11 protein-coding genes are annotated in these 13,761 nt (G+C 71.1%); 6 read left to right on the top strand and 5 right to left on the bottom strand.

Annotated features, from left to right (window positions below; all coding sequences use genetic code 11):
• Window positions 1-120: 120 nt before the first annotated feature.
• Window positions 121-909, top strand: a complete 789-nt coding sequence (locus AOQ53_RS06860; protein ID WP_059415878.1) for an ABC transporter ATP-binding protein — start codon at window positions 121-123, stop codon at window positions 907-909.
• Window positions 906-3,485, top strand: coding sequence for an ABC transporter permease (locus AOQ53_RS06855; RefSeq protein ID WP_059415876.1), 2,580 nt, complete (start codon window positions 906-908; stop codon window positions 3,483-3,485). The genes AOQ53_RS06860 and AOQ53_RS06855 overlap by 4 nt, the downstream gene beginning before the upstream one ends.
• Window positions 3,486-3,588: 103 nt before the next feature.
• Here the strand turns inward: AOQ53_RS06855 and AOQ53_RS06850 are convergent, their stop codons facing one another.
• On the bottom strand, window positions 3,589-5,022 hold the full coding sequence (locus tag AOQ53_RS06850) for a DUF2079 domain-containing protein (RefSeq protein ID WP_059415875.1): 1,434 nt from the start codon (window positions 5,020-5,022) through the stop codon (window positions 3,589-3,591).
• A gap of 294 nt (window positions 5,023-5,316) precedes the next feature.
• Between AOQ53_RS06850 and mfd the strand changes: the two genes are divergently transcribed.
• On the top strand, window positions 5,317-8,850 hold the full coding sequence (mfd, locus tag AOQ53_RS06845) for a transcription-repair coupling factor (RefSeq protein ID WP_059415873.1): 3,534 nt from the start codon (window positions 5,317-5,319) through the stop codon (window positions 8,848-8,850).
• 24 nt (window positions 8,851-8,874) lie between these two features.
• On the opposite strand, the gene AOQ53_RS06840 is transcribed toward mfd, so the two are convergent.
• From AOQ53_RS06840 to AOQ53_RS06830, 3 genes are all read right to left on the bottom strand, one after another.
• Window positions 8,875-9,246 (bottom strand): MerR family transcriptional regulator, encoded by a 372-nt coding sequence (locus AOQ53_RS06840; RefSeq protein ID WP_059415871.1) that lies wholly within the window; start codon window positions 9,244-9,246, stop codon window positions 8,875-8,877.
• A 26-nt stretch (window positions 9,247-9,272) separates the two neighbouring features.
• Window positions 9,273-10,082: an SDR family NAD(P)-dependent oxidoreductase gene (locus tag AOQ53_RS06835; protein ID WP_059415869.1), complete on the bottom strand. Its 810-nt coding sequence runs from the start codon at window positions 10,080-10,082 to the stop codon at window positions 9,273-9,275.
• A gap of 89 nt (window positions 10,083-10,171) precedes the next feature.
• The gene (locus AOQ53_RS06830; RefSeq protein ID WP_059416009.1) at window positions 10,172-10,774 is read right to left on the bottom strand and encodes a TetR/AcrR family transcriptional regulator; all 603 of its coding nucleotides are present in this window, start codon (window positions 10,772-10,774) and stop codon (window positions 10,172-10,174) included.
• 156 nt (window positions 10,775-10,930) lie between these two features.
• Between AOQ53_RS06830 and AOQ53_RS06825 the strand changes: the two genes are divergently transcribed.
• Entirely contained in the window at window positions 10,931-11,845 is a 915-nt protein-coding gene (locus AOQ53_RS06825) for an SCO6745 family protein (RefSeq protein ID WP_059415868.1), read from the top strand.
• A 134-nt stretch (window positions 11,846-11,979) separates the two neighbouring features.
• Here AOQ53_RS06825 and AOQ53_RS06820 read toward each other — a convergent pair whose 3' ends face one another.
• Window positions 11,980-12,165, bottom strand: a complete 186-nt coding sequence (locus tag AOQ53_RS06820) for an antitoxin (RefSeq protein WP_059415867.1) — start codon at window positions 12,163-12,165, stop codon at window positions 11,980-11,982.
• A gap of 274 nt (window positions 12,166-12,439) precedes the next feature.
• Between AOQ53_RS06820 and AOQ53_RS06815 the strand changes: the two genes are divergently transcribed.
• Window positions 12,440-13,216, top strand: a complete 777-nt coding sequence (locus AOQ53_RS06815) for an HNH endonuclease family protein (protein ID WP_078945186.1) — start codon at window positions 12,440-12,442, stop codon at window positions 13,214-13,216.
• Window positions 13,217-13,341: 125 nt separating this feature from the next.
• A partial coding sequence (locus AOQ53_RS06810; RefSeq protein ID WP_148640297.1) for an MFS transporter occupies window positions 13,342-13,761 on the top strand: 420 nt, incomplete at its 3' end.

The following is a 13,761-nucleotide window of genomic DNA, read 5'->3' as shown; positions in this document are numbered from 1 at the left end:
GACCCCTCCCCGCCGCGAGACTGAAACGCGTCGGACGAGTTCGTCGTCCGGCCTCGCGTACAGCGGCTGTCGACCAGGCGACCGCCTTCACCATCTGCTGACCGAAATAGGAGACATACCGTGACTTCGGCTGTGACCATTCCCAGGCACGGGGGCACTGGAGGGCGTACGGCCGTTGCCGCGCGGGCGCGGCAGGTCGTGAAGGCCTACGGGACCGGTGAGACCCGCGTCGTCGCCCTCGACCACGTCGACGTGGACATCGCACGCGGCCAGTTCACCGCGATCATGGGCCCCTCGGGGTCCGGCAAGTCCACGCTCATGCACTGCCTCGCCGGGCTCGACACCGTCACCAGCGGGCAGATCTACCTCGACGAGACCGAGATCACCGGCCTGAAGGACAAGAAGCTCACGCAGCTGCGCCGGGACCGGATCGGGTTCATCTTCCAGGCGTTCAACCTGCTGCCGACGCTCAACGCCATAGAGAACATCACGCTGCCCATGGACATCGCGGGCCGCAAGCCGGACAAGCAGTGGCTGACGCGCGTCGTGGAGACCGTCGGGCTCGCCGACCGCCTCAAGCACCGGCCCACCCAGCTGTCCGGCGGCCAGCAGCAGCGCGTCGCCGTGGCGCGGGCGCTCGCCGCCCAGCCCGAGATCATCTTCGGGGACGAGCCGACCGGAAACCTCGACTCGCGCGCCGGCGCCGAGGTCCTCGGCTTCCTGCGCCGGTCCGTGGACGAGCTGGGCCAGACCATCGTGATGGTCACCCACGACCCGGTCGCCGCCAGCTACGCGGACCGTGTGCTGTACCTCGCCGACGGCCGCATCGTCGACGAGATGTTCAAGCCGACCGCGGAGGCCGTCCTGGACCGCATGAAGGACTTCGACGCCCGGGGGCGCACGTCATGACCGTCATGAAGACCTCCCTGCGCAACTTCGTCGCGCACAAGGGACGCATGGCGCTGTCGGCGATCGCCGTCCTGCTGTCGGTGGGCTTCGTCTGCGGGACGCTCGTCTTCACGGACACCATGTCCACGACGTTCGACAAGCTCTTCGCGGCCACCTCCTCGGATGTGACGGTGAGCGCCAAGGGCGCCTCCGACAGCGGCGAGACGACCGCCGACAACGGCAGGCCGCCGGTCATGCCGGCCTCCGTGCTGGGCGAGGTCCGCAAGGCCGACGGGGTCAAGTCCGCCGAGGGCACGGTGTTCTCGACGTCGGTGACCGTCGTCGACGCCGACAAGGACAACCTGTCGCCCTCCAGCGGCGCCCCGACCGTCGTCGGCAGCTGGAACGCCAACGAAGCCCGCACCATGAAGATCACCTCCGGTGCGGCACCCGAGAGCCCCGACCAGATCATGGTCGACGCCGACACCGCCGACAAGCACGACCTGAAGCTCGGTGACGAGATCGGCGTGATCAGCGCGGTCGGCACCCACAAGGCGCAGGTCTCCGGCATCGCCGACTTCACGGTCACCAACCCCGGTGCCGCGATCTTCTACCTCGACACCAAGACCGCCCAGCAGGCCCTGGTCGGCGAGACCGACGTCTACACCAACGTCAACGTCACGGCGGCCTCCGGCGTTAGCGACGCGCAGCTGAAGAAGAACGTCGCGGCCGAACTCGGCGGCGACGTCCAGGTGAAGACCGCGAAGGAGACCGCCGACGCCAACCAGAAGGATGTCGCGGGCTTCATGAACGTCATGAAGTACGCGATGCTCGGCTTCGCCGGGATCGCCTTCCTCGTCGGCATCTTCCTGATCATCAACACCTTCTCCATGCTGGTCGCCCAGCGCACCCGGGAGATCGGCCTGATGCGGGCGATCGGCTCCTCCCGCAAGCAGGTCAACCGCTCCGTGCTGGCCGAGGCGCTGCTGCTCGGCGTCGTCGGATCGGTTCTCGGCGTGGCCGGCGGCGTCGGCCTCGCGGTCGGCCTGATGAAGCTCATGGGCCAGATGGGCATGGAGCTGTCCACCGACGACCTGACGGTGGCCTGGACGACCCCGGTGGTCGGCCTCGTCCTCGGCGTGGTCGTCACCGTCCTGGCCGCCTACCTGCCCGCCCGGCGCGCCGGCAAGATCTCTCCGATGGCCGCACTGCGCGACGCGGGAGCCCCCGCGGACGCCAGGGCCGGCTGGATCCGCGGCGTCATCGGCACGGTCCTCACCGGCGCCGGCGTCTGCGGCCTCTACCTGGCGGCGGAGGCCGACAAGGCCCAGCAGGGCTCGCTGTGGCTCGGCCTCGGCGTGGTGCTGTCGCTGATCGGCTTCGTCGTCATCGGCCCGCTGCTCGCCGGCGGTGTGGTCCGCGTCCTCGGCGCCCTCCTGCTGCGCATGTTCGGCCCCGTCGGCCGCATGGCCGAGCGCAACGCCCTGCGCAACCCGCGCCGCACCGGCGCGACGGGCGCCGCGCTGATGATCGGCCTCGCGCTGGTGGCGTGCCTGTCCGTGGTCGGCTCCTCCATGGTGGCGTCCGCCACCGACCAGCTCGACAAGACCGTCGGCACGGACTTCATCGTCCAGTCCGACAGCGGCCAGCTGATCACCCCGCAGGCGGTCAAGGCCGCGAAGTCGGCGCCGGACGTGGAGCGGGTCACCGAGTACAAGTGGACCAAGGCCGACTTCACCACCCCCGACGGCAAGACGCTCAAGGGCACGGCGATCACGGCGGCCGACCCGTCGTACGCGACCGACCTGCGCACCGAGACGGTCGCCGGCAAGCTCCCCGACGCCTACAAGCCCGACTCGATGTCGGTGCACGAGAAGTTCGCCAAGGACCACGGCATCAGCCTCGGCTCCAAGATCAAGGTCGCCTTCAAGGACGGCGCCACGGCCGACCTGACGGTCCGGGCGATCACCAGCAGTGACGTCGTGATCGACGCGGGCGCGATGTACACGTCCATCGCCACGATGGCCAAGTACGTCCCCGCCGACAAGATGCCGCTGGACTCGCTGCTCTTCGCCAGCGCCAAGGACGGTCAGCAGGACGCCGCCTACAAGTCCCTGAAGTCGGCGCTGCACGACTACCCCCAGTACACCGTGCGCGACCAGACCGACTACAAGGAGGCCCTGAAGGACCAGATCGGCCAGCTGCTCAACATGATCTACGGCCTGCTGGCCCTGGCGATCATCGTCGCCATCCTGGGCGTGGTGAACACCCTGGCCCTGTCGGTGGTGGAGCGCACCCGGGAGATCGGCCTGATGCGGGCGATCGGCCTCTCCCGCCGTCAGCTGCGCCGCATGATCCGCATGGAGTCGGTCGTCATCGCCCTCTTCGGCGCCCTCCTGGGCCTCGGACTGGGCATGGGCTGGGGCGCCACCGCACAGCAGCTCCTCGCCCTGGAGGGTCTGGAGGTCCTGGAGATCCCCTGGCCGACGATCACCGGCGTCTTCATCGCCTCGGCGTTCGTGGGTCTGTTCGCCGCCCTCATCCCGGCGTTCCGGGCGGGCCGGATGAACGTCCTGAACGCCATCGCGACCGAGTAGCCGGGCAAGGACCACCGCACACGGGGGTTGCGGAGGACGGGCCCGCCCCGGAGGTTTCCGCCTCCGGGGCGGGCCCTTTGCGGCAGGGGCCGCGCGTTCGGCATCAGCTCGCCGTGAGCCGCTCCAGGACCACGTACCCGTTGGCCTTGCCCGCGACGCCGTACGCGGCGCCGGGGTGCAGATCCCCGGCGTAGCCCACGGGGTCGCGGTACGTGCCGTCGATGTTCTCCAGGGCGATGTACTCGGGAGTGACGCCCTGGGTGTTGCCGAGCCAGAAAACCCGGCAGCGCGAGGTCAGGCGGCTGATCGGGCCGATGTTGGCCTCGACGGTGGCGCCGTCGGGGATCCGCGCCAGGAGCCGTTCGACGCCGGACACCGCGGCGGGCTCGCGGTAGATCCCGGACTCCGTGAGCTGCGCCAGCGGCAGCGAGGTGGTCAGCGCCAGGGCCGCGGCGGCGACGGCGGCCGGCAGCTGGGCGGCGTACGAGCTCAGCCACGGGCGCGGACTGTGGCGCGCGGTCGTGAGGGCGTCGGCGAGGGCGAGGAACACGACCGGCATCAGAACCGCGCTGTAGTGCCAGTCGGTGCCCCAGTAGTGCTCGTCGCCGGACAGGAAGCGCCAGCCGAGCGTCGGCAGGGCCACCAGCAGCAGCGGGGAACGCAGGGCGAGCAGTCCGGTGGTGGGGATCAGGAGCCAGGCGAGGGTGCGGAGCTTGGTGCCCAGGCCGTCGACGGGGCTGACCGACTCGCTGACCTTGTCCCAGTAGGCGTAGGTCCCGGAGGTGTTGAACGACGGGATGACCACCGTGAGGACGAGCAGTGTCGCCGCCATGCCGAAGGCCGCGGCACCGAGCGCGTACGGAACCGTCCGGGGCGACGAGTCGCGCGCCCGCCAGGCGACGACGAGCGCGATCGCGGCCAGCGTCAGCCCCAGGTCCTCCTTCACCAGCACCAGGGGAAGCGCCCAGCACAGGGCCGCGCGCCGGCGGTCCGCGAGCAGCGCCTCCAGGGAGAAGGCGATCAGCGGGACGGCGAAGCAGATCTCGTGGAAGTCGAAGTCGACAGCGCGCTGGACGCCCCAGGACAGCCCGTAGGCGAGGCCGAGCGCCAGACCGCGACGACGGCCGAGGAGCCGGGCGGCGGCGCGGGTGACGGGTACGGCGGACAGGGCGAAGAGCGCGGCCTGGGCGACCAGCAGCGTGACAGGTGAGGGAAACACCCGGTACGCCGGCGCGAGCAGGGCCGTCACCGGGCTGAAGTGGTCACCCAGGATGTCGAACCCCGGCCCCTTGAGGTCGGACACCGGCGCCCGCAGATGTGCGTACGCCCGCACGGCCTGCTCGAAGATGCCCAGGTCCCAGGAGAGGGTCGTCATGTGCCGGTAGCGGCCTACGGAGACGGCCGTGTAGGCGGCGAAGAGGACGGCGGCGAGGACCCAGGGGTCCCACCGCGCGCGATCCGGGTGCCGGTCGCCACGGGAAGGAGCGACCGGCGTCGGTATGTGGGCCTCTGGGGCCTGGAGGGCGGGGGCAGGCATGCCGGGCCTTACGGGTGGGGGTACCGCTCGGGGGACCGGACCGATCATGCCGTGGCGAAATCAACGGGTGGAGGTGAAGTTGTGAAGATTGGGCGGCTGGTTCCGTTCTCGTCCAGCTGCACAGTTCTCTTGCCCAGCTGCATACGGGGGGAAGGCGGCCGGGCGGTCCTCGCGAGAACGGGCGTCATCCACAGCCCCGCCGCGCGGGCGCGCGCCGTCGTACGCTGGAGACCCCCGGCTCGCGACGCGCGTCGGGCCCGTCGTGTTGCCCACCCTGGACGGAAAACACCCCGAATGAGCCTGCACGGTCTGCTCGACGCCGTAAGTAAGGACGCCGCTCTCGCGGAAGCGATCAACGCGGCCGCAGACGGCAACCGCATGCACGTCGACCTCGTCGGCCCCCCGGCGGCCCGCCCCTTCGCGGTCGCCGCCCTGGCCCGCGACACGGGCCGTCCGGTGCTGGCGGTGACGGCGACCGGCCGCGAGGCGGAGGACCTGGCCGCGGCGCTGCGCTCTCTCCTCCCGCCGGAGGGGGTCGTGGAGTACCCGTCCTGGGAGACGCTCCCGCATGAGCGGCTCAGCCCCCGCAGCGACACGGTCGGCCGCCGCCTGGCCGTGCTGCGCCGCCTGGCCCACCCCCGCCCCGACGACCCCGAGACCGGTCCGGTCTCCGTCGTCGTGGCGCCCGTGCGGTCGGTGCTCCAGCCGCAGGTCAAGGGCCTCGGAGACCTGGAGCCGGTCTCCCTGAGGACGGGGCAGACCGCCGACCTCGGCGAAATCGTCGAGGCCCTCGCGGCCGCCGCGTACGCGCGCGTGGAGCTCGTGGAGAAGCGCGGCGAGTTCGCCGTCCGCGGCGGCATCCTCGACGTGTTCCCGCCCACCGAGGAACACCCCCTGCGCATCGAGTTCTGGGGCGACGACGTCGAGGAGATCCGCTACTTCAAGGTCGCCGACCAGCGCTCCCTGGAAGTCGCCGAGCACGGCCTGTGGGCGCCGCCGTGCCGCGAGCTGCTGCTCACCGAGGACGTCCGCGCGCGTGCGCGTGCCCTGGCCGAGGAGCACCCCGAGCTCGGCGAACTGCTCGGCAAGATCGCCGAGGGGATCGCGGTAGAGGGCATGGAATCCCTCGCTCCGGTCCTCGTCGACGAGATGGAGCTGCTGCTCGACGTGCTGCCCAAGGGCGCCATGGCCGTCGTGTGCGACCCGGAGCGGGTCCGCACGCGCGCGTCGGACCTGGTGGCTACGTCGCAGGAGTTCCTCCAGGCCTCCTGGGCGGCCACCGCCGGCGGCGGCGAGGCGCCCATCGACGTCGGCGCGGCCTCCCTGTGGTCCATCGCCGACGTCCGGGACCGGGCCCGCGAGCTGGACATGATGTGGTGGTCGGTGTCGCCCTTCGCCGCGGACGAAGAGCTGGACGCGGACACGCTCAAGCTCGGCATGCACGCCCCGGAGACCTACCGCGGGGACACCGCCAAGGCCCTCGCCGACACCAAGGGCTGGCTCGCCGACGGCTGGCGCGCGGTGTTCGTCACCGAGGCCCACGGCCCGGCGGCCCGTACCGTCGAGGTGCTGGGCGGCGAGGGCATCGCGGCCCGCCTCGACGCCGACCTCGCCGAGATCTCCCCGTCGGTCGTGCACGTGGCGTGCGGCTCGATCGAGCACGGCTTCGTCGACCCGGCCCTCAGACTCGCCGTACTGACCGAGACGGACCTGACGGGCCAGCGGGCGGCGGGCCGCGACGGCGCCCGGATGCCGGCTCGCCGCCGCAAGACCATCGACCCGCTCACCCTGGAGCCGGGCGACTACATCGTCCACGAGCAGCACGGCGTCGGCCGCTACATCGAGATGGTGCAGCGCACCGTGCAGGGCGCCACCCGCGAGTACCTGGTCGTCGAGTACGCGCCCGCCAAGCGCGGCCAGCCCGGCGACCGCCTGTACATCCCCACCGACCAGCTGGAGCAGATCACCAAGTACGTCGGCGGCGAGGCCCCCACCCTGCACCGCCTCGGCGGCGCCGACTGGACGAAGACGAAGGCCCGCGCGAAGAAGGCCGTCAAGGAGATCGCGGCCGACCTGATCAAGCTCTACAGCGCCCGCATGGCGGCCCCCGGCCACACCTTCGGCGCGGACACCCCCTGGCAGCGCGAACTGGAGGACGCCTTCCCCTACGCGGAGACGCCCGACCAGCTCACCACCATCGCCGAGGTCAAGGAGGACATGGAGAAGTCGGTCCCGATGGACCGCCTGATCTGCGGCGACGTCGGCTACGGCAAGACCGAGATCGCGGTCCGGGCCGCCTTCAAGGCCGTCCAGGACGGCAAGCAGGTGGCCGTCCTGGTGCCCACGACGCTGCTGGTGCAGCAGCACTTCGGGACGTTCAGCGAGCGGTACGCGCAGTTCCCCGTGAGCGTGAAGGCGCTGTCCCGCTTCCAGACCGACACCGAGGCCAAGGCGGTCCTGGAGGGCCTGCGCGAGGGCTCGGTGGACATCGTCATCGGCACCCACCGCCTGTTCTCGTCGGAGACCAAGTTCAAGGACCTGGGCCTGGTCATCGTCGACGAGGAGCAGCGCTTCGGCGTCGAGCACAAGGAGCAGCTGAAGAAGCTCCGCGCGAACGTCGACGTGCTGACGATGTCCGCCACCCCGATCCCCAGGACGCTGGAGATGGCGGTGACCGGCATCCGCGAGATGTCCACGATCACGACGCCTCCGGAGGAACGGCACCCGGTGCTGACCTTCGTCGGCCCCTACGAGGAGAGGCAGATCGGCGCCGCCATCCGCCGCGAACTGCTGCGCGAGGGCCAGGTCTTCTACATCCACAACCGCGTCGAGTCGATCGACCGGGCCGCCGCCCGGCTGCGCGAGATCGTCCCCGAGGCGCGCATCGCCACCGCCCACGGCCAGATGTCCGAACAGGCGCTGGAACAGGTCGTCGTCGACTTCTGGGAGAAGAAGTTCGACGTGCTGGTGTCCACGACCATCGTCGAATCCGGCATCGACATCTCCAACGCCAACACCCTCATCGTGGAGCGCGGCGACACCTTCGGCCTGTCCCAGCTCCACCAGCTGCGCGGCCGCGTGGGCCGGGGACGGGAACGCGGGTACGCGTACTTCCTCTACCCGCCGGAGAAGCCGCTGACCGAGACCGCGCACGAGCGGCTCGCGACCATCGCCCAGCACACGGAGATGGGCGCCGGCATGTACGTGGCGATGAAGGACCTGGAGATCCGCGGCGCGGGCAACCTGCTCGGCGGCGAGCAGTCCGGCCACATCGCGGGCGTCGGCTTCGACCTGTACGTACGGATGGTCGGCGAGGCCGTCGCCGACTACCGCCGCCAGTTGGAGACCGGCGAGATCGAGGAGGAGCCGCCGCTCGAGGTCAAGATCGAGCTGCCCGTCGACGCGCACGTCCCGCACGACTACGCGCCGGGCGAGCGGCTCAGGCTCCAGGCGTACCGCGCCATCGCCTCCGCCAACACGGAGGAGGACATCAAGGCCGTACGCGAGGAACTGGTCGACCGGTACGGCAAGCTGCCCGAACCCGTGGAGAACCTGCTGCTCGTGGCCGGTCTGCGGATGCTGGCGCGGGCGTGCGGCGTCGGCGAGATCGTGCTCCAGGGCACCAACGTCCGCTTCGCGCCCGTGGAGTTGCGCGAGTCGCAGGAGCTGCGGGTCAAGCGGCTGTACCCCGGGGTCGTCATCAAGCCGGCCGTGCACCAGGTGCTGGTGCCGCGCCCGAAGACCGCGAAGGTCGGCGGGAAGCCGCTGGTCGGGCGGGATCTGCTGGCGTGGGTCGGGGAGTTCCTGACGTCGGTGCTGGGGTCCTGACGGCCCGGGCCCGCCGAGACCCCGTCAGGCCACCGGTCGTACGTGCGCCCCGGTGGCCTCGCGCAGTGCCGCCGCCAGCCGGTCGCGGACCGCGACCTGCGCGGCGATGCGCGCGTCCAGCACCGCGAGACGGCCGGCGGCGACCCGGAGCGCCTCCTCGGAGGCGGGCCCGGCCGTGACGTCGCCGTCCAGGCACGGCAGGAACACCCGTACGTCGTCGAGCGTCAGGCCCACGTCCAGCAGACGACGGACGTTGCGGACGCGGACGGCCGTGCCGGCGTCGTACAGGCGATAGCCGTTCGCGGCGCGTACGGAGGTGATGAGCCCCGCCTGCTCGTAGTGGCGCAGGGCGCGCGGCGTCGTGCCGGTCGCCTCGGCGAGTTCACCGATCCGCATACGTGGTTCCGCCATGCGCGTCAGTCTCATGCCACGACCGCGCCGCCGTCCACCGGAAGGACCACGCCGGTGACGAACGAGGCCTGTGGCGAGGCCAGTTGCGTGATCGCCCACGCCACCTCCTCGGGGCGTCCGACCCGGCCGAGCGGCGTGTGCGCGAGCTGCCAGGCGCGGATCGCGGCCTGCTGCTCGGGGGTGTGGCCCGAGTGCTCGCCGATCGGTGTGTCGATCGCGCCCGGCGCCACGGCGGCGACCCGGATTCCCAGCGGGGCGAGCTCCACCGCCCAACTGCGCGTGAGCACCTCCAGGGCCGCCTTCCCGGCCGCGTACAGGGAGTTGCCCGGCCAGGCGCGCTGCCCGACGGACGTCGTCACGTTCACGATCACGCCCCGGCTGTCCTCGAGAGCCGGGAGCGCGGCCTGCACGAGCAGGACGGGAGCGAGGAGGTTCGTCGCGAGCTGGGGCTCCACGGCGGCACGCGTGTAGGTGCGCAGGGACTGGGTGTCGACGATGCCCGCGTTGTTCACGAGCACGTCGATGCGACCGTGCCGGTCGAGTGCCGTACGGGCGATGCTCTCGGGGCCGTCGTCGGCCGTGATGTCGGCGACGAGCGGACTGATGCGGGCCGGGTCGTGAGCGGCGGTCTCGGCGAGGGGCGCCTCGCGGCGGCCCACCGCCACGACCTGTGCGCCCGCGTCGGCGAACGCGTGGGCGGTGGCACGGCCGATGCCGGAACCGGCGCCGGTGACGAGCACGGTTCGAGAGGTCTCTCGCCGGGGCTCTCGCGCGGCCTTCGCATACGGGGACGGGGACGGGGACGGGAATCGGGATGCCATGCGGGGATCCTCGGACCCTGACGTCAGTGTCAAGGTCAAGCGCGAGTGCCGAGGTCACGCCCGTGTGGCACGAGGGCGGCGGGCGACGGCTACTCGGCGTGGCGGAAGAGCATCCCCGCCAGCTTGCGGAACACCTCCTCCGGGTCCTGGTCGCCCACCGGGTCGTCCAGGTTGTGACTGAGCAGCAGCGTGGCGAAGCCGTGGGCCAGGGACCAGGCGGCGACGCCGGCGAGTCGGGCGTCCGTGCCGCGGCCTTCCGGGGGCACCGCCGTGACGGCCTCGCGCAGCGCGTCCGAGGCGAGGGCGCGTGCCGCGGTCAGTTCCAGGTCGCCGGTGCGCAGCAGTTCGGGCGCGAACATCACCTGGAAGTGCGCCGGATGCTCCCGCGCGAAACGTACGTAGCGCACACCCGCCTCCTCCAGGTCCGCCGCCGCCCTGAGCGTGGTCGCGAGCAGCCCGAAGCCCTCGGCGGCGATCGCCGTGAGCAGTCCGGCGCGGTCTTTGAAGTGGTGGGCGGGCGCGGCGTGCGAGACGCCTGCGCGGCGGGCCAGGTCGCGCAGACTCAGCCCGGACGGACCGTCCGCCGCGATGGCTTCGAGGGCGGCGGTGAGGATGGCACGGCGCAGGTCGCCGTGGTGGTACGAGCGGCCGCCGGGGCCCTTCTCGGTCGCTGATGCCTTGCTTGAGCTCATGGTCAGGAGCGTACGCCGCATCTAGGCATTGACAAGTTCGGGGCCACCGGAGCAATCTTGTCACTGTCAAGTTAGGTGCTTGGACCGAACGCGGCGCGGCGGGAGGGGCGGCGGCCAAGTGCGACGGGACCGGACGCGAGTGCGTGGAGGTATGCCATGGCGGAACAGGTCGGCGAGATCGACGGAGGCGCGGTGACGTGGGACGGCAGCGTGGAGCCGACTCGCGTGCGACAGATGTGGCACCTGCTGGAGCCCCTGCACGCGGTGCTGTATTACGCGCCGGAGGCCTTCGAGGAGGCGGCCGCCCTCGGGTACGGCACCCGGGAGCGCTGGCCGAGCTACTTCGCCTACCGCGCCGCCCCGTTGGGGGAGGCCGGCCCGGAGCGGGTGACCTCGGCCTTCTACAGCTTCAGTCCTCGCATGGTCGCCGAGTACGTCGAGCCGGCGTGGAGGGTCGCGAGCCCGGACACGGTCCTCGAAGCGAGGACGCGGGCGGTCGACCGGGCCTACCGCGCCCTGTTCGGCGACCAGGTGGACAGTCCCGCACTGGCGGAAGCCGCCGCGCTCGCCCGGCGTGCGGCCGAGGCGGCGGACCCGGCCGGCCGCCCGCTCGCCGCGGCCAACGCCGCGCTCGACTGGCCGCGGGCCCCGCACCTTCAGTTGTGGCACGCGGCGACGATCCTGCGCGAGCACCGTGGCGACGGCCACCTCGCGGCCCTGCTCGTGGCCGGCCTGGATCCGGTGGAGGCGCTCGTCTCCTTCGCCGCGATAGGCGCCGCGTCGGTGGAGCGCTTCGAGAGCCGTGGGTGGAACTCGGAGGAATGGGCTGCCGCACGCGACCGCCTGGCCGGCAAGGGCCTGGTCGGCGCGGACGGCGAGGCCACGGAAGCGGGCCGCGCGCTGCGTGACCGAGTGGAGCGGCACACCGACCAACTTGCCGCCGGCCCCTGGAAGTTGCTCGGCCCGGATGGCGTCGGCCGTCTCGCCGGACTGCTGGGCGACTTCTGGGTCGCCGTTCTGGCGTCGGGCCTGCTGCCCCAGGAGACGACGTTGGGGATAGGCAAGGTCTGATCGGGCGGGTGTGAGGGCCCGCTCGGGCCGCCGGCTCATCCGCATCCCCCCACGTGCCGTAGGGAATGGGAAGCCGCCCGCAGGAGGCGCGTCTTGGTTGCCTCCCCGCGGACGGCCTCTGATGTTCGGAGGCCTTACTGCTGGTCGGGCCGGTCGCGGTCGCGGTCCATACCGAGCGAGCCCTCGACCCGCTGCTGCCCGGTGTCGACCTGGTCCTCGTACTTGCCGCCGGTCCTCTCGTTCATCTGCTGTTCCGCGGTGTCGGAGCCTTGCTTGCCCTTGTTCCGCGCATGGCTCTTGAACTTGTCGAAGATGCCCATCCAGAACTCCTTCCCGAGATGACTCAAAACAGACGATACGCGTGACATGCAAGGTATGCCCATTTAGTTCCAGTGAGGTCTGTACCTGTCCCTCAGGTGATCGCCCTGAACACGCTGCGCCGGGCCTTGTCACGACGACCGGCCAGTGGCGGCACAGCAAAAAGGCCGCCGGACTGGCGGTATCCGCCTGTGGAGCGGATATACAAGTCAATCTGGGACCAGGAACGGACCGCCCGTGCGGTGGCGGAACAGTCGAGCAGGGGAGGGGCGCACGGTGAGGCGTCTGAGGGGTGGGGCGGCACTGGCTGTCGCGATGATGGTCGCCGGTTCGGCGCTGGCCGGCTGTGAAGGCCTGGCCCCGCCCGCGGACGGCGGTGGACCCTCGGGTTCCGGCGTCCCTACGGCCGGCGACGGACGAGCCGCGAATCCACTGGACAACCCGGACGGCACGAAGCCGGGCCTGGCGGCGATCACGTCCACCGAGGACAAGGCGAGGGCCCGTGCCCTCATCGAGAAGGTGGAGACGAAGGGACGCGGGCCCAGGACGGGCTACGAACGGGACAAGTTCGGCTACGCCTGGATGGACTCGGCTCCGGCCGACGTCCCCTTCGCCCGCAACGGGTGCGACTCGCGCAACGACCTCCTGAAGCGTGACGGGGAAGACCTTCGCTTCCGGTCGGGCTCGGACTGCGTCGTCATGGCACTGACGTTGCACGACCCGTACACGGGCAAGGTCATCGAGTGGACCAAGTCCCGCGCGACGGAGGTCCAGATAGACCACGTCATGCCGCTGTCCTACGACTGGCAGATGGGCGCCTCGCGCTGGACGGAGGACAAGCGCGAGGCCATCGCGAACGACCCGCTCAACCTCGTCCCGGTGGACGGGCGGACCAACAGCTCGAAGGGCGACTCCGGTCCGGCGTCCTGGTTGCCGCCGAACAAGCGGATCCGCTGCGCCTATTCGGTGCGCTTCGCCCAGGTGTCGCTGAAGTACGAGCTTCCCGTCACGGCGGCGGACAAGCGGATGATGCTGGAGCAGTGCGGCGACTGAAACGGCACGGGCTGCCGGTGCGGCTGCCGCTCGGCCAGAAAGCACTTTCCCACTCCTATTCGATGTGCTGAGGTGACGGGTGATGTCACTGGACGAGTGACCGGGGCTCGATCGGAGAGTGACGGATGCCGAGTGGACTCCTCGCGCTGGCGCTGGGCGGCTTCGGTATCGGTCTGACCGAGTTCCTCATCGCCGGGCTGCTGCCGCAGGTGGCGTCCAGTTTCGCGGTGTCCGAGGCGGCCGCGGGCTGGTTGATCTCCGGGTACGCGCTGAGTGTCGCGGTGGGAGCGATCGCGCTGACCGCGGCGACTGCACGGCTGCCCCGCAAGCAGGTCCTGGTCGGCCTGGTGGCGTTGTTCGTCGTCGGCAACCTGCTCTCCGCCATCGCGCCGAACTACCCGGTGATGCTGCTCGGGCGGATCGTCGCGGCGCTGTGCCACGGTTCCTTCTTCGGTATCGGCTCGCTGGTCGCGCGCGGTCTGGTCGCGCCGGAGAAGAAGTCCCAGGCCGTGGCGATCATGTTCGCCGGGCTGACGGTCGCGAAC

Origin of the sequence: Streptomyces azureus (assembly GCF_001270025.1) — a bacterium.
Taxonomy (GTDB): Bacteria; Actinomycetota; Actinomycetes; order Streptomycetales; family Streptomycetaceae; genus Streptomyces; species Streptomyces azureus.
Note: the sequence above shows the minus strand (reverse complement) of the source record. Positions and strands in the feature narration are given on the sequence as shown.

Bases quoted from the DNA above. Each gene is read 5' to 3' on its own strand.
- AOQ53_RS06835 (WP_059415869.1), bottom strand. From the start codon at position 10,082: ATGGCATCCCGATTCCCGTCCCCGTCCCCGTCCCCGTATGCGAAGGCC.
- AOQ53_RS06825 (WP_059415868.1), top strand. From the start codon at position 10,931: ATGGCGGAACAGGTCGGCGAGATCGACGGAGGCGCGGTGACGTGGGAC.
- AOQ53_RS06850 (WP_059415875.1), bottom strand. From the start codon at position 5,022: ATGCCTGCCCCCGCCCTCCAGGCCCCAGAGGCCCACATACCGACGCCG.
- AOQ53_RS06855 (WP_059415876.1), top strand. From the start codon at position 906: ATGACCGTCATGAAGACCTCCCTGCGCAACTTCGTCGCGCACAAGGGA.
- AOQ53_RS06820 (WP_059415867.1), bottom strand. From the start codon at position 12,165: ATGGGCATCTTCGACAAGTTCAAGAGCCATGCGCGGAACAAGGGCAAG.
- AOQ53_RS06840 (WP_059415871.1), bottom strand. From the start codon at position 9,246: ATGCGGATCGGTGAACTCGCCGAGGCGACCGGCACGACGCCGCGCGCC.
- AOQ53_RS06830 (WP_059416009.1), bottom strand. From the start codon at position 10,774: ATGAGCTCAAGCAAGGCATCAGCGACCGAGAAGGGCCCCGGCGGCCGC.
- mfd (WP_059415873.1), top strand. From the start codon at position 5,317: ATGAGCCTGCACGGTCTGCTCGACGCCGTAAGTAAGGACGCCGCTCTC.